At 63.8% G+C, this 17,135-nt stretch carries 13 protein-coding genes; 9 read left to right on the top strand and 4 right to left on the bottom strand.

Translation table 11 applies throughout. The features are described 5' to 3' along the window. Nucleotides 1-75: 75 nt before the first annotated feature. Together VGG51_11880 and VGG51_11875 are read right to left on the bottom strand one after the other, a co-directional pair. Entirely contained in the window at nucleotides 76-1,752 is a 1,677-nt protein-coding gene (locus tag VGG51_11880; protein ID HEY1883728.1) for an acetyl-CoA carboxylase biotin carboxylase subunit, read from the bottom strand. A 3-nt stretch (nucleotides 1,753-1,755) separates the two neighbouring features. Beyond that, nucleotides 1,756-2,535, bottom strand: a complete 780-nt coding sequence (locus VGG51_11875) for an enoyl-ACP reductase (GenBank protein ID HEY1883727.1) — start codon at nucleotides 2,533-2,535, stop codon at nucleotides 1,756-1,758. 135 nt (nucleotides 2,536-2,670) lie between these two features. Between VGG51_11875 and VGG51_11870 the strand changes: the two genes are divergently transcribed. Then, nucleotides 2,671-3,879 (top strand): S8 family serine peptidase, encoded by a 1,209-nt coding sequence (locus VGG51_11870; protein ID HEY1883726.1) that lies wholly within the window; start codon nucleotides 2,671-2,673, stop codon nucleotides 3,877-3,879. A 52-nt stretch (nucleotides 3,880-3,931) separates the two neighbouring features. On the opposite strand, the gene VGG51_11865 is transcribed toward VGG51_11870, so the two are convergent. Continuing rightward, complete coding sequence (locus tag VGG51_11865; protein ID HEY1883725.1) at nucleotides 3,932-5,560, bottom strand: acyl-CoA carboxylase subunit beta; 1,629 nt, start codon at nucleotides 5,558-5,560, stop codon at nucleotides 3,932-3,934. Between the two features lie 17 nt (nucleotides 5,561-5,577). Here VGG51_11865 and VGG51_11860 point away from each other — a divergent pair, with 17 nt between their 5' ends. From VGG51_11860 to VGG51_11845, 4 genes are all read left to right on the top strand, one after another. Next, nucleotides 5,578-7,782, top strand: coding sequence for a prolyl oligopeptidase family serine peptidase (locus VGG51_11860; GenBank protein HEY1883724.1), 2,205 nt, complete (start codon nucleotides 5,578-5,580; stop codon nucleotides 7,780-7,782). A 294-nt stretch (nucleotides 7,783-8,076) separates the two neighbouring features. Further along, entirely contained in the window at nucleotides 8,077-8,208 is a 132-nt protein-coding gene (locus tag VGG51_11855) for a hypothetical protein (protein ID HEY1883723.1), read from the top strand. Between the two features lie 136 nt (nucleotides 8,209-8,344). Further along, nucleotides 8,345-9,040 (top strand): anti-sigma factor, encoded by a 696-nt coding sequence (locus VGG51_11850; GenBank protein ID HEY1883722.1) that lies wholly within the window; start codon nucleotides 8,345-8,347, stop codon nucleotides 9,038-9,040. A 94-nt stretch (nucleotides 9,041-9,134) separates the two neighbouring features. Then, a complete protein-coding gene (locus VGG51_11845) occupies nucleotides 9,135-9,743 on the top strand; it encodes a hypothetical protein (protein ID HEY1883721.1) in 609 nt (202 codons plus the stop codon). A 37-nt stretch (nucleotides 9,744-9,780) separates the two neighbouring features. Here VGG51_11845 and VGG51_11840 read toward each other — a convergent pair whose 3' ends face one another. After that, nucleotides 9,781-10,092: a metal-sulfur cluster assembly factor gene (locus tag VGG51_11840; protein ID HEY1883720.1), complete on the bottom strand. Its 312-nt coding sequence runs from the start codon at nucleotides 10,090-10,092 to the stop codon at nucleotides 9,781-9,783. Between the two features lie 147 nt (nucleotides 10,093-10,239). On the opposite strand from VGG51_11840, the gene VGG51_11835 reads away from it, so the two are divergent. From VGG51_11835 to VGG51_11820, 4 genes are all read left to right on the top strand, one after another. Next, nucleotides 10,240-12,735 carry an ATP-dependent Clp protease ATP-binding subunit gene (locus VGG51_11835; GenBank protein HEY1883719.1) on the top strand — a complete coding sequence of 832 codons (2,496 nt, stop codon included), beginning with the start codon at nucleotides 10,240-10,242 and terminating at the stop codon, nucleotides 12,733-12,735. A 91-nt stretch (nucleotides 12,736-12,826) separates the two neighbouring features. Beyond that, nucleotides 12,827-14,431 (top strand): hypothetical protein, encoded by a 1,605-nt coding sequence (locus VGG51_11830; protein HEY1883718.1) that lies wholly within the window; start codon nucleotides 12,827-12,829, stop codon nucleotides 14,429-14,431. Beyond that, nucleotides 14,428-15,411 (top strand): WYL domain-containing protein, encoded by a 984-nt coding sequence (locus tag VGG51_11825; protein HEY1883717.1) that lies wholly within the window; start codon nucleotides 14,428-14,430, stop codon nucleotides 15,409-15,411. The genes VGG51_11830 and VGG51_11825 overlap by 4 nt, the downstream gene beginning before the upstream one ends. After that, entirely contained in the window at nucleotides 15,408-16,463 is a 1,056-nt protein-coding gene (locus VGG51_11820) for a hypothetical protein (GenBank protein ID HEY1883716.1), read from the top strand. Before VGG51_11825 ends, VGG51_11820 begins: the two co-directional genes overlap by 4 nt. Nucleotides 16,464-17,135 lie beyond the last annotated feature (672 nt).

The raw sequence follows: 17,135 nt of genomic DNA, 5'->3' as shown, positions 1-17,135 counted from the left end.
AGGGCGCCCGCCGCGGCTCCGCTCGAGCCCCTTACGACAACACGTCGTGACCCAGCGAAACGAGGCTTGCCGTGGCTACGCCGCCGAGGGGTGGCCGAGCGTCACCAGCGCCGAGCCGCTCTCGACCGTCGAGCCGGCACTCGCGTGCACCGAATTGACGCGGCCTGCGCGATGCGCGCGAATCTCGTTCATCATCTTCATCGCCTCGATGACCGCGACGACCTGGCCTTCGGCTACGTCGTCACCCGGCGCGACGTTGATCTCGACGACCAGCCCGTGCATCGGCGAGCGCACGTCGTTGCCGCTCGACGCGTTCGCGCCCTTGCGCATCCCGCCCAGCCGCGGCGCAAGCCGGCGTTGGGCGGCGCGCGGAGTTGCCGCGGGCAACCGCAGGCCATTACGCGCCGCCGGCGTGAAGGTCGCCGCGAATCGTTCGAGCGTCGCCGTACCGTACGATGCGTCGCCGACGGCGGGCAGATCGCAGAGCGCGCGCAGCAGCGGAAGCGTCGTCGGTACGCCGTCGACGACGTACTCGTCGATCGCGCGCCGCAGCCGCGCCAGGGCTTGGTCGCGCGTCGGCGCCCAGACGATGAGTTTGGCGATCAGCGAATCGTAGTCCGGCGGTATCGTCCATCCCGGATACGCCGCCGAGTCGATACGTACGCCGAGGCCGCCCGGCTCGCGATACGCGGCGATCCTTCCCGGCGACGGCTGGAAGCCCGCTGCGGGGTCCTCGGCGTTGATCCGTCCTTCGATCGAAAAGCCGCGAAAGGAGAGATCGCTCTGGGTAAAGCCGAGCGCTTCGCCGGCCGCCACCCGAATCTGCTCGCGCACGAGATCGAGCCCGGAGATCATCTCGCTCACCGTGTGCTCGACCTGAATGCGCGTGTTCATCTCGAGAAAGTAAAACTCGCCGCCGGAGACGAGGCATTCGATCGTGCCGGCCGAGTCGTAGCCGATCGCTTTGGCGGCGCGTAGGCCCGCTTCGCGCATTTCTGCCCGCACGGCGTCGGGAATCTGCGCGGGCGTCTCCTCCCACAGCTTTTGGTGGCGGCGCTGCAGCGAACAGTCGCGCTCGCCGACGTGTACGACGCTACCGTGTTTGTCCGCCAGGATTTGCAGCTCCACGTGTTTGGGATTCTCCAAATACCGCTCGGCGTAGATCGTATCGTCCTTGAAATAGGCGCGCGCCTCGCGGCGCGCCGTTTCAAACGCGGATTCGATCTCTTCGGCGCGGTGCGCGACCTTGAGCCCTTTTCCGCCGCCGCCTGCGGCGGCTTTGAGCGCAAGTGGAAGTCCGTACCGTTCGGCGGCGGCTCGCGCGGCCGCTACGTCGGCGATCGCCTCGAGTCCGCCCGGGACTGAAGGAACGTTTGCCGCTCGCATCGCGTTGCGCGCGCGCAGCTTGTCGCCCATGGTGAAAATCGCGTCGGCGTGCGGGCCGATCCACACTAAACCGGCGTCGACGACGCGGCGGGCGAACTCCGCGTTCTCGGCGAGAAAGCCGTATCCCGGATGCACGGCCTGCGCTCCGGACCGCAGCGCGACGGCGATCAGCTTCTCGGCGTTTAAATAACTCTGTGCCGGCGATGCCGGGCCGATGCCGTGCGCTTCGTCGGCGAGGCTAACGTGCAACGCGTCGCGGTCGGCGTCGGAGTAGACGGCGATGCTTTCGATGCCCATCTCGCGTGCCGTCCGAATGACGCGAACCGCGATCTCGCCGCGGTTCGCGATCAGAATCCTACGAAACACGCATCACTGCGGCGGATACATTCCCATTGCATGGTATCCGGCGTCGACGAAATGGACGTCGGCCGTAACCGCCGAGGCAAGATCCGATGCAAGAAAGACGGCCATGTTGCCTATGTCGTCGGGGGTAACGTTGCGGCGCAGCGGCGCGACTTTGGGAACGACCTCGAGAATCTTCGAGAAACCGCCGACCTGCCGCGAGCTCGCCGTTTTGATCGGGCCGGCCGAAATCGCGTTGACGCGAATGCTGCGATCGCCTAGATCGAAGGCGATGTAGCGAACCGTTGCCTCGAGCGCCGCTTTCGCGATGCCCATTAAGTTATAGTTGGGCACGATCTGGGTCGCGCCGAGGTAGGTCAGCGCCATGATCGACGCGCCCTCGTTGAAGGACTCGCGCAGCGCGCCGACCAGCGCGATCAAGGAGTACGCCGAGACGTCGAGCGCCAGCGCGAATCCCGATCGCGACGTGTCGAAGACCTTTCCGGCCAGATCCTCTTTATTGGCAAAGGCGATCGAGTGTACGAGGCCGTCGAGTCCGCCAAAGCCTTCGGCGAGTTCGGTGCGGAGCGCCGCGAGGGAGGCATCGCTCGAAACGTCACACTCGAGGACCGGCCCGCCGCCCAGCTCCGCGGCGAGCTTCTCGACCTCGTCTTTCACGCGGTCGCCCTGGTACGTAAGCGCGATCGAGGCCCCGTTATCGTGCAGCCGGCGGGCGACCCCCGTCGCGATCGACCAGCGGTTTGCGACTCCGGTTACCAGAATGCGCTTTCCATCTAATAATTTCACAAAAACCTACATACCATCGCTAGGACCCCCGTCCTCCATTGCTTGCTATGGCAGGAGGCGCCGGGTCTCTCGCGGTCTAAGTCCGAGAGTTCCGCAGTCCCCCGCGGAAAAAACCGCGAAACAGAAGGAGCACTTGTGAAAACCCCGTTCAAACTATTTGTTTCTGCAGCGGCGGCGCTTGCCGTTGCCGCCTGCAGCGCCGGCGGCAACTCGAGCCTGCCGGGTACTGGCGGCCTCTCGGCGACGGCCCAGACGCGCTACGTGCCGCAATGGGAAGACCAACATCACGCGAGGCGAGCCTGCAACGACACCCGTCCAGGTTACATGAACTGCGATCTGTTGATCGAAAACTGGCCGAGCGACCGTCCTGACCAGTACAACGGTTGGACTCCGCCGACCCTTCAAAAGGCCTATAACCTTCCCGTCACTCAGGGCAGCAAGAAGACGATCGTTGCGATCGTCGACGCTTTCGACAACCCAAACGTGGCTTCCGACCTTGCGATGTTCCGTTCGGCATTCAAGCTGGGCAAGGCAAACTTCAAGAAGTTCAATCAGCAAGGGCAACAGAAGGACTACCCCGCGGGCAACCCCGACTGGGGCGGTGAGATCGATCTTGACGTTCAGATGGTATCTACCTCGTGCCCGAAGTGCACGATCTATCTGGTCGAGGCCACGACAAACAATGGCAACGACCTCTACACCGCCGAGAAGACGGCTGCGAAGCTTGGCGCCACAGTCATCAGCAACAGTTGGGGCGGCGGCCAAGGGAGCGCGTCCGGCGGCGCGTTCGATCAAAAGGGCGTTCTCTATCTCGCCAGCGCCGGTGATAGTGGATACGGCGCGCAGGACCCGGCCGACTACGGCAACGTCGTCTCTGTCGGCGGTACGGTTCTGGAGCAAGCCAGCAAAGGCTTCACTGAAATCGTTTGGGCCGGCAGCGGCGGCGGATGCTCGATCGTCGCCAAGCCGTCGTGGCAAAAGGATCCGAAGTGTAAGGGGCGGACGATGAACGATATCTCAGCCGTCTCCTTGAATGTCGAGATCTACGACAGCTATCAGAGCGGCGGGTTTGGCGTGATTAGCGGTACCAGCGTCTCTTCACCGTTGGTCGCCGGCATGTACGGTCTCGCCGGTAACGCCTCGAAGCTCACCGCCGGAGAGAATCTCTGGAAGCTCACGAAGGCGCAGTTGAAAAAAGACCTGCACTACATCAAGACGGGCGAACTCGGCGGCTGTCCGCAGAGTCTGATGGGCACCTACCTGTGCAACGCAGGCACCAAGCAGTTTGGCAACTACTCGGCCGGCCCCGGCTGGGGAACGCCCAACGGCATCGGAGCTCTCTAGAACAGAAGCTCAAAAGAAGCGAAGCGAGCCCGCACCGGCGGGCTCGCTTTTTTTATAGCGGGATGTTGCCGTGCTTTCGCTGCGGCCGGGGCACGCGTTTGTCGCGCAGCATCTCAAGGGCGCCGGCGATTGCGCTGCGCGTCTTTCGCGCCTCGATGACATCGTCGACATAGCCGCGCCCGGCGGCAATGTACGGGTGCGAGAAACGCTCTTGGTACTCGGCGATCAGCTCGGCCATCTTTGCGGCCGGATTTTGTGCTGCCGCGATTTCGCGGCGGAAGATCGTCTTCACCGCACTCTCCGCGCCCATAACGGCGATCTCCGCCGTCGGCCAGGCAAGATTGAGATCGGCGCGGATGTGTTTGCTGGCCATGACGTCGTAGGCACCGCCGTACGCCTTGCGCGTAATGACCGTGATTTTCGGCACCGTCGCTTCGGCGAAGGCGTAGAGCAGCTTTGCGCCGTGCAAAATTATACCACCGTACTCCTGATCGGTACCCGGCAGAAAGCCCGGCACGTCGACGAAGGTGACCAACGGGATGTTGAAGGCGTCGCAAAAGCGTACGAACCGGGCCGCCTTCACCGACGAGTGCGTATCGAGAACGCCGGCCAGGACGTTGGGTTGATTGCCGACGATGCCGACGCTCCGGCCGTTGACCCGCCCGAAACCACAGATGACGTTGGGCGCGTAGAGAGCCGCAATCTCGAAGAAGTCGCCGTAGTCGACGACACCTTCGATGACCGCGCGCATGTCGTACGGTTTGTTCGGGGAGTCCGGCACGAGGTCGTCGAGCTGGGGCACCTCGCGCTGAGGGTCGTCGTCACAGGCAAACTCCGGCGGCGCCTCGCGATTGTTCTGTGGGAGAAACGAAAAAAGCTCGCGCGTCAGTTCGAAGAGATGTTCCTCATCGCCGGCGACGAGCTGAGCCACGCCGCTGCGCGTCGCGTGCGTGTGCGCTCCGCCGAGCTCTTCGAAGGTAACCTCTTCGCCGGTGACCGTTTTGATGATCTCGGGGCCGGTGATGAACATCTGTGAGATCTTCTCGGTCATGATGATGAAGTCGGTGATCGCGGGCGAGTAGACCGCACCGCCCGCGCAGGGTCCGGCGATCAGGCTGATCTGCGGAATCACGCCGCTCGCCTGGACATTGCGCCAGAAGATCTCGGCGTAGCCCCCCAGTGAGACGACGCCCTCTTGAATGCGGGCGCCGCCGGAGTCGTTGATTCCGATCAGCGGCGAGCCGGTGCGGATCGCCAGGTCCATCATCTTGCAGATCTTCTCGGCGAAGGCTTCTCCCAGCGATCCGCCGAGCACCGAGAAATCCTGCGAGAAGAGGAAGACTTGGCGCCCGTCGATCGTCGCGCGTCCGGTGATGACGCCGTCGCCCAGGAACTCCTTTTCGTCGAGGCCGAACGCGTTGGCGCGATGAACGACGAAGCGGTCGAACTCGACGAACGAACCGTCGTCGACGAGCGACTCGACGCGTTCTCGTGCCGATCGTTTTCCCCGCGCGTGCTGGCGTTCGAGCGCGTCGGGGCCGGCGGGAACGGCCGACTCGGCGCGCTTGCGTTCGAGCTCGCCGTAGCGTTGCGCGCGGCTTTTCACACCGTCACCTTGCACGGCACGCTCGGGTTGTCCCTTTGTCATCGTGTCGAAGGGCGCGAGGCGCTCGGCGGCCATCCGAGAATACTGGGCTCATGCTACGAGCTTTTTGCTGCGTTTTCGCCCTTGCCGTCGTCGGAGCCGTCCCCTCCGGTTTCCCCACTCCGCCGCCGCTGCCGGCCGAGAAACCGGTCGCGGAGACGATTTACGGAACCTCGGTGACCGATGCGTACCGCTACTTCGAGGACATGAAGGACCCGGTCGTACAACAGTTTTTCAAAGAGCAGAACGCCTATACGCGCGAGGTGCTCGGTCGCCTCGGCCCGGCGCGCGCGAAGCTCTTCAATCGGATCAAGGAGCTCGATAACTCGGGCGTCTCCGTCAGCGGCGTGACGCGCGACGGTGCGTACTACTTCTACGAGAAGCTCAACCCGGGAGACAACTCGCCCAAGCTCTACGTTCGCGACGTCGACGGCAGCGGCGAACGCGTCTTGATCGATCCGCAGAGCCTTGCCAGCGCCGGCAAACACTACACGATTAACTATTTCTTACCGTCGCCCGACGGAAAGCTCGTTGCCTACGGCATCTCCGAAGGCGGCTCCGAAGCCTCGGTGATTCACGTCGTCGAGACCGCGACCGCGCAGGTATTGCCCGATGCGATCAGCCGCTGTTATTACATCGGAGCCACCAGCTGGCTGGCCGACGGAAAATCGTTCTACTACGTGCGATTCCCGGAGCTGAAGCCGGGTGAGCCGGAGACGGATAAGGAAACGCGTGCCGTCGCCTACCTTCACGTGCTGGGCCGGGATCCCGACCGCGACGTTCCGGTCTTCGGCTATGGCGTCAATCCGAAGGTGCCGTTCGCCTCGACCGATTTCCCCTTCGTAGTCTACTCGCCGGCGTCGCCGTACGTCCTAGGCCTCGTCGTACACGGCGTCCAGAACGAGCACGAGGTCTATGCTGCGCGCGGACCCGTCGACTCGGCGAACGTGACCTGGTCGCAGATCGCGAAGACCGACGACGACGTCGTCGGCCAGGATTTCAAAGGCTCGACGATCTTTCTCTTGACGCATAAAGACGCGCCGACGTTCAAGATCGTCAGCACCTCGCTCGAATCGCCGAACGTAGCCGGCGCGCCGACGGTCGTGCCCGCCGGGAAAAACGTGCTCGAGGATTTGCAAGTGGCGTCGGACGGCCTCTACGTCCTTTCGCGCACGGGCGGATTTGGAGCGATTACGAGGGTTTCGCTCGCCGGCGACGGCACGCCCGGCGGCTCGCGCGACATCGATCTGCCGTACCAGGGAGCGATCAATGCGATCGCGACGGACTCGCGTGAGCCCGGCGTCGTCTTCGGGCTGACCGGCTGGACGCATTCGCTGCTCTATTTTCAAGCCGACGCAAACGGCGCGGTCGCCGATACGCATCTCAAGCCGCTTGCGAACGTCGACATGTCCCCGTACACGTCGTCGGAAGTGCAGGCACGCAGCGCCGACGGCACGATGGTGCCGCTCTCGATCGTCTATCGCCGGGGACTTCCGCTCAACGGCACCCATCCGGCCTACCTGGAGGGATACGGCTCGTACGGAATTACGCTGGCGCCGGCCTTTAGCGCGACGCGCGTTGCCTGGATGGAGCGCGGCGGCGTCTTCGCCGTCTGCCACGTGCGCGGCGGCGGATGGTACGGTGAGGCGTGGCATCGCGCCGGCATGATCGCGACGAAGCCGCACACCTGGCAAGACTTTATCGCGTGCGGCCGTTGGCTGATCGCGCATAAGTACACGCGCTCCGCTCACTTGGCGGGCGAAGGAACCAGCGCCGGCGGCATTACGATCGGCCGCGCGATAACCTCCGAGCCGCAGCTCTTCGCGGCCGCGCTCGACGTCGTCGGCGAGAGCAACGCGCTGCGCTCCGAGTTTACGCCCAACGGGCCGCCGAATATTCCGGAGTTCGGCACGGTGAAGAACGAAACGGGTTTCCGCGCGCTCTACGCGATGGACGCCTACGAGCACGTCGTTCCGGGGACGGCGTATCCCGCCGTCATGCTGATTACGGGCTACAACGATCCACGGGTTTCGTCGTGGGAGCTCGCCAAGTTCACCGCGCGGCTCTCGGCCTCCACCAGCAGCGGCCGCCCGATTCTGCTGCGCGTCGACTACGACGCGGGCCACGGCTTCCTCGCCGCTTCGCGCGAGCAGAGCGAGCAGCTGCTCACCGACGAGTACGCGTTCTTGCTCTGGCAGTGCGGTGACCCGGCCTTCGCCGGAATCCCGACCCGAATCTACCCGCGGCATCCGTCGTAGGCGCCTTGCAATCCAGGCGACGGTGACGCTCGTTTTAGGTGGGTGACGCGGTTAGGCTCATGGAGCGCGTAAGGCGCGGCGATGCCGGCGCTTTCGAAACCTTGTATGACGAGTACCATCGATTGGTCTACGGCGTAGCACTGCGCGTGCTCGCCGACGCTCCCGGCGCCGAAGACGTTGCCCAGAGCGTCTTTTTAAAGCTGTGGAGCAACCCGGCGTCGTTCGTCTCGGGCAACTTCGGGGCGTGGATCGTTCGCGTGGCGCGCAACCGCGCCTTCGACGCGCTTCGCGCGCGTGCCGCCGCAAGACGAGGTCCCCGAAGCGCTGGCCGAGCGCGACTCGCTCGAAGAGACGGCGCTGGGGGCATTGAACGCCGAATCGGTTCGTAACGCCCTGGCGCAACTTCCGTCCGAGCAGCGGAGTTGATTGAGCTGGGATTTTTTGGCGGAGTGACGCATCACGAGATAGCAAAAAGGACGGGCTTGCCGCTGGGGACGGTCAAGACGCGTATTCGCGCGGGGCTGCGCCGGTTGCGCAGCGCGCTCGACGGGGTCGTAGCCTTATGATCTCGCACGACGAGATGCTCGACAACGTCGCCGTCTACGCGCTCGGCGCACTGCCCGCCGACGAAGCTTCCGAGGTCGCCGCGCACCTAAAGACGTGCGAGTCCTGCCGTGCCGAATACGAGCTGCTGCGCCCGGCGGTCACGGCAGTCGGTTCCTCGGCCGGGGATTACAACGACGAGGCTTGCCCCGGGCCGATGCTCAAAGCGCGGATCATGCGGGAAGTGCGCGGTTCGCAACGCTCGAACGCGAAGGCGTATCGCTGGGAAACGTTTGCGGCAATCGCCGCTGCGTTCGTTCTGACCGTCGGCGCATTGCTCTTGTACACAACGATGGACCGCCATATCGTCAGACAAACCGCCCTGATGGCCGCGCAATCGGCCGCGCTGGCCGCGCCCGATGCGAAACGCTATCCCTTCGGCGATGGCCAGGTTTTCGTTCGGGGCAGCCACCTATACGTCACGCTGCCGCGCCTCGCCGAGCCGCCGGCGGGCAAAGTCTACCAAGCGTGGACGCTGCCCAAGGGATCCAAGACGATGGCGCCCTCGGTCACCTTTACGCCCAACGAGCGCGACGTAACCGTCGTGCGCCTCCCCGAGTCGGCTCTAGAGGTGGCGGCAGTCGCGGTCAGCGTCGAGCCCGCCGGCGGCTCCAAGCAGCCAACCAGCAAACCAATCGCCCTCGCCACGCTTTAGCGCACCCGGGTAAATCCAAAGCCGCGTCCGCTCCGTTTCCTCAGGCGAAAATCGTTTTTCGTCGTCGAGCTCCCTGGCTCGAGAAAGGAACCCCATGCGGAATTCGACTCGTCTCGGCGCGCTTGCTCTGGCGGCCGCGATAGGCACTCCGGCCGTCGCCGCGGCGGCCCTCATGCCGAACATGAGCAACGAACCCACGCGTTTCTCCGGATCGTGCTGTGTCTATACGGGCGCGCCCGATCTGCAGCTCACCCTCTCGATGATCGTGGCCGGCGGCGGCCCAAAGAGCTTCCAGACTGCGACGTTGATCAAAGTGCTGACCGGCAAACTCTTCGATGCCGAAGTCGCCAAGCTCACGAAGCAATACGGTAAGGATCAAGTCGGCCAGTTTCTCAAGACGTTCGACTTTGTCGTCAGCGACTCGCTGAAGATCGTAGCCGAGAAGAAGGTTGCGCTGCCGGATTCGCCCAGCCCCGATCCTTCGGACGCGGCCGCGCTTGCAGCCGCACTGTGGAGCGCCGGACAGAGTGGTGAAGGCTTCAACGTTGAGGTTCTGCTCGATCGCCTCGTTTCGCATCCGATTCATCTTCAAGTGATGAAGGATATCGACGCGAAGTACGGGCTCGGCGTCGACGCGCAGTATCACGCGATTCTCACGACCGCGATGAAAGATCTCGCCCGCGCGTACAAGCTTTCTATGTGACGGCGCGCTAGCACCCAGAGCGTAGAGGCGGGCTAAATTACCAGATGCCGAGCATGGCCTTCACGTCGTCGGAGGCCATAGTCTTAGGATCCCAGGGCGGCGTGAACGTGATTTCGACATTGGCGTTCTTGACGCCGTCGAGGGCCATCACGTGGTCCTTTACTGACTGGACGAACATCGGGCCGACCGGACACATCGGAGAGGTCAAGGTCATCATGACGCTCACCTCTTCGCCGTTCTCGCCCTCGGCCGTGATATCGTAGACCAGCCCGAGCTCGAGGATACCGAGGTTGAGCTCGGGGTCTTTCACCTCGACGAGCGCCTCACGAACTTGTTCGACGGTTGGCATGCCTGCGAGGTTCCTCGGGCCGTAGGGCAAACCTTCGGTTAGAATGTGGTGTCAAGGGCCTCTGCGGGCGGCCCGGTCACGGATGCCGCGAAACTTCGCGTAAGCGGATTGAGTTTATAGGACAGGAGGATTACCAGAGCGATGTCAATGTGGGAGCCTTTCACCGAGCGAGCGCGGCGCAGCATCGTACTCGCTCAGGAAGAAGCTCAGCGCCTAGGAAACAACTATATCGGGACCGAGCACATCCTGCTCGGCATCATTTCCGAAGGCGAGAGCCTTGCCGCTAAGGTTCTTGAGTCGCTCGGAGTCAATCTGGCGAAAGTACGGCAAGAGGTCGAAGCGATCGTCGGGCGCGGCGGCCAGACGGTTCAACAGGAAATGGTCTTCACGCCTCGGGCCAAGCGTGTGATCGAGCTCGCCTTTGAAGAGGCTCGCCAGCTCAATCACAACTACATCGGCACCGAGCACCTGCTTCTTGGATTGATCCGCGAGGGCGAGGGCGTAGCCGCCCGCGTCCTAACCAATCTCGGAGTGGATCCGGCGAAGGTTCGCGTACAGACCACCTCTCTGCTCGGGGCGGAGGGCCAACCGCAAGCGCCCAAGGGCAAGAGCAAGACACCGACGCTGGACGCGTACGGGCGCGATCTGACGCAGCTGGCGCGCGACAACAAGCTCGATCCGGTGATCGGCCGCAACAACGAGATCGAACGGGTCATTCAGATTTTATCGCGCCGTACAAAGAACAACCCGGCGCTCATCGGCGAACCCGGCGTCGGTAAGACGGCGATCGCCGAGGGCCTCGCACAGCGCGTCATCAAGGGCGACATCCCCGAGCCGCTGCGCGATCGTCGCGTCATCACCCTCGATCTGGCTGGTTTGGTCGCCGGCACGAAGTACCGCGGCGAGTTCGAAGAACGCATGAAGCGCGTCATGGACGAGATCCGCGGTGCCGCCGGCGAGATCATTCTCTTCATCGACGAGCTGCACACGCTGGTCGGCGCCGGAGCGGCCGAAGGCGCGATCGATGCAAGCAACATCATCAAGCCGGCGCTTGCACGCGGCGAACTCCAATGCATCGGCGCAACGACGCTCAACGAGTTTCGCAAGCACATCGAAAAGGACTCGGCGCTGGAACGCCGCTTCCAGCCGGTGATGGTCGGCGAGCCGACCGTCGATGAGACGATCGAGATCCTCAAGGGCCTGCGCGATCGCTACGAAGCGCATCATAAAGTACAAATCACCGACGAGGCGCTGGCGAGTGCGGCCCGGCTGAGCGACCGTTATATTACCGACCGCTTCCTTCCCGATAAAGCGGTCGACCTCATCGACGAAGCGAGCTCGCGCGTGCGCCTGCAGGCGACGCTGCCGCCGCCCGCGATTCGCGAGGCCGACGCAGCGCTGCGTAAGCTGATCGCCGAGAAAGAGGCCGTCGTCAAGAATCAAGAGTTCGACAAAGCGGCCACAATTCGCGACCGTGAGGAGAAGCTGCGGCTCGAGAAATCGCAGCTCGAGCAAGAGTGGCGAGACCGCAAATCGACCGGCGAACGCGTTCTCAAGGTAACGCCTGATAACATCGCCGAGATCGTTGCCTCGTGGACGAAGATTCCGGTCAGCCGGCTCGCACAAGCCGAAACCGAAAAGCTGCTCAAGATGGGCGAGCTGCTCCACGAGCGCGTCGTCGGTCAAGAAGAAGCGGTTAACGTCATCACTCGGGCGATTCGCCGCTCGCGCGCCGGGCTGAAGAACCCGAGCCGCCCGATCGGTTCGTTCATCTTCCTCGGCCCAACGGGTGTCGGCAAAACGGAAGTCGCGCGCAGCGTTGCCGCATTTCTCTTCGACGACGAAGAATCGATGATTCGCATCGATATGTCGGAGTACATGGAGAAGTATTCGGTCAGCCGCCTCGTCGGCGCGCCTCCGGGATACGTCGGTTACGAAGAGGGCGGCCAGCTCACGGAGGCGGTCCGCCGCCGTCCGTACTCGGTCGTGCTGCTCGATGAGATCGAAAAAGCGCATCCCGACGTCTCCAACCTTTTGCTCCAAGTGCTTGAAGACGGGCGGCTGACGGATTCGCAAGGGCGTCAGGTCGACTTCAAAAACTCGGTGATCATCATGACGAGCAACGTCGGCGCCACCGGGATGACGACCACGACCGATATCGGCTTCCGGCCGGAACGTACGTCGATGTCGGATGAAGCGAAAGCCTACGAGCGGATGAAGAACCGTGTGATGGAGGAGGTCAAGCAGACCTTCCGTCCGGAGTTCCTCAATCGTGTCGACGAAGTGCTCGTCTTCCATCAGCTCACGCGCGAACAGATCGAAAAGATCGTCACGCTCGAGCTCGCGAAGGTCGTGCGGGAAGTTCGCGCGCAGGAAATGGAACTCAAGGTCACCGAGGGCGCGAAGGCGGTGCTCGCCAAGAAGGGCTGGGATCCGCAGTTCGGTGCCCGGCCGCTGCGCCGCGCGATTCAACGTATGGTCGAAGACGAACTTGCCGAAGAGATGCTCAAGGGCAACTTTGGCGCGGGCGATCACATTCTCGCCGACGTCGATCCCGACGATCCCGAAAAGCTCAAGTACGCGAAGATTCCGACGGTCGAGCCGCCCGCTCCGCCGTCGCCCTCAGAACCCGCAATAACCTAACGCGTCGTCCTCCAGCGGACTGCGCGCAGGGAAACTCCCAGTGCCACCCTTCGACAAGCTCAGGATAGACTTCGTCGAAGGGTGGCACTAAATGTTAGCAACGATTCTTGCCGTCGTTCTCGCGCAAGTCAGCCCCGCGCCGTCTGCCTCACCATCAGTCTCACCGCTTACGTCCCCGGGCGCGTCGCCCTCGGCCTCGCCCGGAGCGCCGCTGACGCTTTCGACGACCAGCGTCGACCTCAATCCGGCGCAGCAGAGCATCGTCACGGTCAGCGGCGCTGCCCCGCCGCTGCAGCTGACCCAGGATCGGCGACTTGTCACCGCGACGGCGGATTCCGCCGGTACGAGCGTGACGATCACGGCGTCGCAAGCAACTGGCACGGACATCCTGCACGTTACCGACGCGAACGGAGCGAGCGCCGACGTTGGGATCCGCGTTGCCTTCAACGCCGGCACGATCGTCGGGCAGACCACGCTGACGATCACGGGCGATCCCGCGCTGCCCGATTGGCTCGCCCAGCAAATCACCCAGTGGGTGACCCGCCTCACGCAGGCGTTGCCGGGCGCCAGCATTACGATCGGCACCGTCACGCCGCCGTCGGCGCCGCTGGGGCCCGGCGGGACCGCGCAGGTCACCGTCCCGATCCAAATCTCGGGAAACGGGCAGTACTTCGACCAGACGGGCACGACAACGGTCGACGTGCAGAACACGCCGATGCAGCCCTTCACGCCCGGGTTGCTTTTTTACGATGACGATCCGGAGCACATCACACAAGACGGCGTGCTCTTTCGCGGAGCCGTCTCGGCCGCGCAGCCGGCGCGCATCTACTACTACCACGACGCTACGATCGACCCGCGGCGGCTCGTCGTCGCGCTGCAGGCGACCGGCCAGAGTCCTGCGTCGGTTCAGCTGATACAGGCTTCGGCCGGCCCCAACATCGATGTGATGACCGTTGGACAAGCCATTACGAAGAAGTTCTTGCTGACGAAGAATCAGCACGAAGGGGTCGTGCTCGATCTCTCCGCCGATCAGCCGTATCTGATGACCGACCTAGCGATGACCTCGCGTCAACTCGTCGCGGGCACCGCGGATATCCGCGTTCTGTCGGGCGGCCCGGTCGAATTGACGGTGATCGGCGTCTCGCCGGGCGTGGACCCGCGCACGCTGCTAGCCGGTCCCGTCTTGCCCGGCGACGGGCATCATCGAACCGGAGTGTTTTCGATCGCGGGCTTCGGCTCGGATAATCTTCGGTATGCAGTCGGCAGCGAGGACGCAAGCGTCGTGTTGGGCGATACCGATCCAACGCCGCCCAACGTTACGCCGTCGGCTGCCGGACACGACTACGGCGACTACGGGGTCGTACACACGATCGCAGTGACGCTCGATAATCCCACCGCAGCACCGGCGGCCGCGTACCTGTACCTTCAGCCCCTTGCGGGGCCGGCGCGCGGAAGCTTCCTGGTCGACGGCAGCGTGGTCGACATCGGCTGCGTGCGCGTTCCCTCGAAATACCAGGTCACCGCCTTCGATCTGCCCCCGGGTCAATCGACGCACGTCGTGCAGACGATGACCGACGGAGGTTCGTTCTATCCCGTGCGCCTCGGCGTTACGGCAAGCGCTCCGCAGCCGAGCGCTCCGCCGATCAACGCCCCGGACGGCTGCTTCCCGAAGCCGCAGGCTTCCCAGAGCCCATGAGCGCTGAGGGCGAATCGAAGGTCATTCTGCTGGTGCGCTTGCTCAATGCGATCGATCAGGGCCGTCACTCGTTCGAAGCGCTCAAAGAGAAGATTGCCGAGAGCGGCCGCGCGCCCAGCACGCGCAGCCTGCGGCGCTATCTTGCGATCCTTACCAACGCCGGCTTCCCGCTCTACTTCGATCGCGCGGCAAACGTCTACCGGTTCGCCCAAGGCTACAGTCTCAAGCGGCTCGATCTCAGCAACGGCGAGCTGTTCGGCTTGGTCGCGCTGCGGTCGTTGGGCGCAAGCATCGGCGGCACGATCGGTGCCTCGATCGACGACGTCGCGGAAAAGCTCGTCGGAAGCGCGGGACGCGGCGCGCGGGACCGCGTCGACGCGGCTACGCCCGTCGCCTTTCGTCTCTCCGAAGTCTCGCTCGACAAACGCGGCGAGCGTGCCTTCGCATTGCTCTCGTCGGCAGAGCGCTCGTCACGGAGCGTTCGCTTCAAATATCGCGATAAGGAGGGACGCAGCAGCTCGCGCACGGTCGACCCGTACGGCTTCATCATCAACGCCGGGCGAGTCTATTGTGTGGCGCACGATCACACTCGCAACGACAAGCGCACCTTCGCGGTGGACAGCGTCAGCGAGCCGCGAGTGCTCGCAAAGACGTTCGTGCGCCCGAACGGCTTCAACGTGGAGGCCTACGCGGCGGCGTCGATCAGCGGAGTGCTTCACAGCGACGAGACGACCGACGTCCGCGTCCGGTTCGCGCCGCGCGTCGCCAAGGCTGCGGCGGCGGCGCACATCGTTGCCGATCGCAGGATCGCACAGCGGCGCGACGGAACGGCTGAGATCACGTATCGCGTTGCCGACGTCGACGAGCTGGTCCGCTGGGTTCTCGGCTGGGGAGCGCAGGCAGAGGTGGTCGCGCCCGAGGCCGTGCGCGCGCGCATTGCAGCGTTGGCCCAAGAAGTAGCGAAGAAGTACGCCCAATGAGCCGCTGGGTATTTGCAATTGGCGCGATCGGCGCCGCCCTTCTTACAGCCTGCGCACAGGCGCTGCCGGGCGGCCAGGAGAGCGGCTTGACGGCTCTCTCGTCGGCACGGCTGACCGCGATGCTCTTGACGCAGCCGGCGCCGAGCCATCCCGATCGCGGCCATTCGTGGATGTTGCCCGACGCGGCGAAGGTAAAGGAACTGCTCTACGTCTCCGACTGGGGAACCGACGACGTCTTCATTTACAACTACAGAACCCGCGCGCTGGTCGGACGGCTGACGGGTTTCGCCAAGCCTTACGGCCAGTGTGTGGATAAGGGCGGCAACGTCTGGATCACCAATCTCGATTCCACGGCGGTCGTAGAGTTCGCCCATGGCGGTGTCACCCGGCTGAAAACCCTACATGGAGCCGGCCACTCCGCGGGATGCTCGGTCGATCCGACGACCGGAAACCTCGCCGTCGCCAACCTCGACCTCCCTGCCGAGCTGCAGATCTACAAAAAGGCCGCGGGCAGCGCGAACGTCTTCAAAAGCTCGGCTTGCGATGAGGATATGTGGTCGCCCGGCTACGGCAAGAAAGGCAACCTCTACGTGGAGGGGAGCAACGCGTCGATCGTGACCGTCTGCGAGCTCGAGCACGACGGAACGACGCTTCGCGGTCCCGTCAAACTGCTGAACTTTACAATCGGCCTGGGAGGCGGTGTCATGTGGGATGGCACGCACCTCATCCTTACCGATCAGTATTACGGCGGCCAGACGATCACCGCGGTCTACCAAGTAACCGAAGAGCAGTCGGGCAATCTTCAGAAAGCGGGCTCGACCGTTCTGAAGGATGCCTCCTGCGACGGCGGCGTGCGCGTTCCGCAGCCCTTCGTCGTCGGCGCCAAGAACACGCCGCTCAATCAAACCCAGGGCACCGCCATCGTCGGCGGCAACTTGCAGTGCCTTAGCCTTTTCAACCTCTGGCACTATCCGGCCGGCGGCGGCCCGCTTAGCAGGCTGCAATCGCCCCCAACCCAACCCTTCGGCGAATCAGTCAGCATCGCCCCATAAACCAAAAACACCACGCACCTCAACCTCCACGCAAGCCGCGATGACCAGTTCGCCAAGAAGCGAGAGCACGCGCAGATGTGCTTCGGAACCTGCTAGCCGAAACTTCGAGGCCGCCGGGATCCCAAACCGACGGATCTTTTTATCCTGATGGTGAGTTGGGCCGGGTTATGCCCGGACAGGGAGGCGTCGAGACGAGTTCGCGCAGGCACGCACGGATGCCGGAGCGGACGAGCGCGCGAGCAGGAGTGGCGCCGGATGCGCCGCGACGAGCGTCCGAGTCGTCCGGGCATAACCCGGCCCAACGGGTAACGAAGCGAGAAAAAAACAGAACCCGTTGAAGCGAGGCCTCAACGGGCTCCAACAACAAACCTCCACGCAAGCCGCGATGACCAGGTCGCCAAGAAGCGAGAGCACGCGCCGAATGTGCTTCGGAACCTGCTAGCCCCACACCGACGGGCCCTTTTATCTTGATGGTGAGTTGGGCCGGGTTATGCCCGGACAGCGAGGCGTCGAGACGAGTTCGCGCAGGCACGGATGCCGGAGCGGACGAGCGCGCGAGCAGGAGTGGCGCCGGATGCGCCACGACGAGCGTCCGAGTCGTCCGGGCATAACCCGGCCCAACGGGTGACGAAGCGAGAAAAAAACAGAACCCGTTGAAGCGAGGCCTCAACG

It is taken from the genome of Candidatus Cybelea sp. (assembly GCA_036489315.1).
In the GTDB taxonomy this organism is placed as follows: domain Bacteria; phylum Vulcanimicrobiota; class Vulcanimicrobiia; order Vulcanimicrobiales; family Vulcanimicrobiaceae; genus Cybelea.
This window is presented reverse-complemented; position numbering and strand designations above follow the sequence as displayed.

Coding starts and splice junctions, on each gene's coding strand:
- VGG51_11840 (HEY1883720.1), bottom strand. CDS start 10,092: ATGCCAACCGTCGAACAAGTTCGTGAGGCGCTCGTCGAGGTGAAAGAC.
- VGG51_11865 (HEY1883725.1), bottom strand. CDS start 5,560: ATGGCCGCCGAGCGCCTCGCGCCCTTCGACACGATGACAAAGGGACAA.
- VGG51_11835 (HEY1883719.1), top strand. CDS start 10,240: ATGTGGGAGCCTTTCACCGAGCGAGCGCGGCGCAGCATCGTACTCGCT.
- VGG51_11825 (HEY1883717.1), top strand. CDS start 14,428: ATGAGCGCTGAGGGCGAATCGAAGGTCATTCTGCTGGTGCGCTTGCTC.
- VGG51_11830 (HEY1883718.1), top strand. CDS start 12,827: ATGTTAGCAACGATTCTTGCCGTCGTTCTCGCGCAAGTCAGCCCCGCG.
- VGG51_11845 (HEY1883721.1), top strand. CDS start 9,135: ATGCGGAATTCGACTCGTCTCGGCGCGCTTGCTCTGGCGGCCGCGATA.
- VGG51_11850 (HEY1883722.1), top strand. CDS start 8,345: ATGATCTCGCACGACGAGATGCTCGACAACGTCGCCGTCTACGCGCTC.
- VGG51_11820 (HEY1883716.1), top strand. CDS start 15,408: ATGAGCCGCTGGGTATTTGCAATTGGCGCGATCGGCGCCGCCCTTCTT.
- VGG51_11860 (HEY1883724.1), top strand. CDS start 5,578: ATGCTACGAGCTTTTTGCTGCGTTTTCGCCCTTGCCGTCGTCGGAGCC.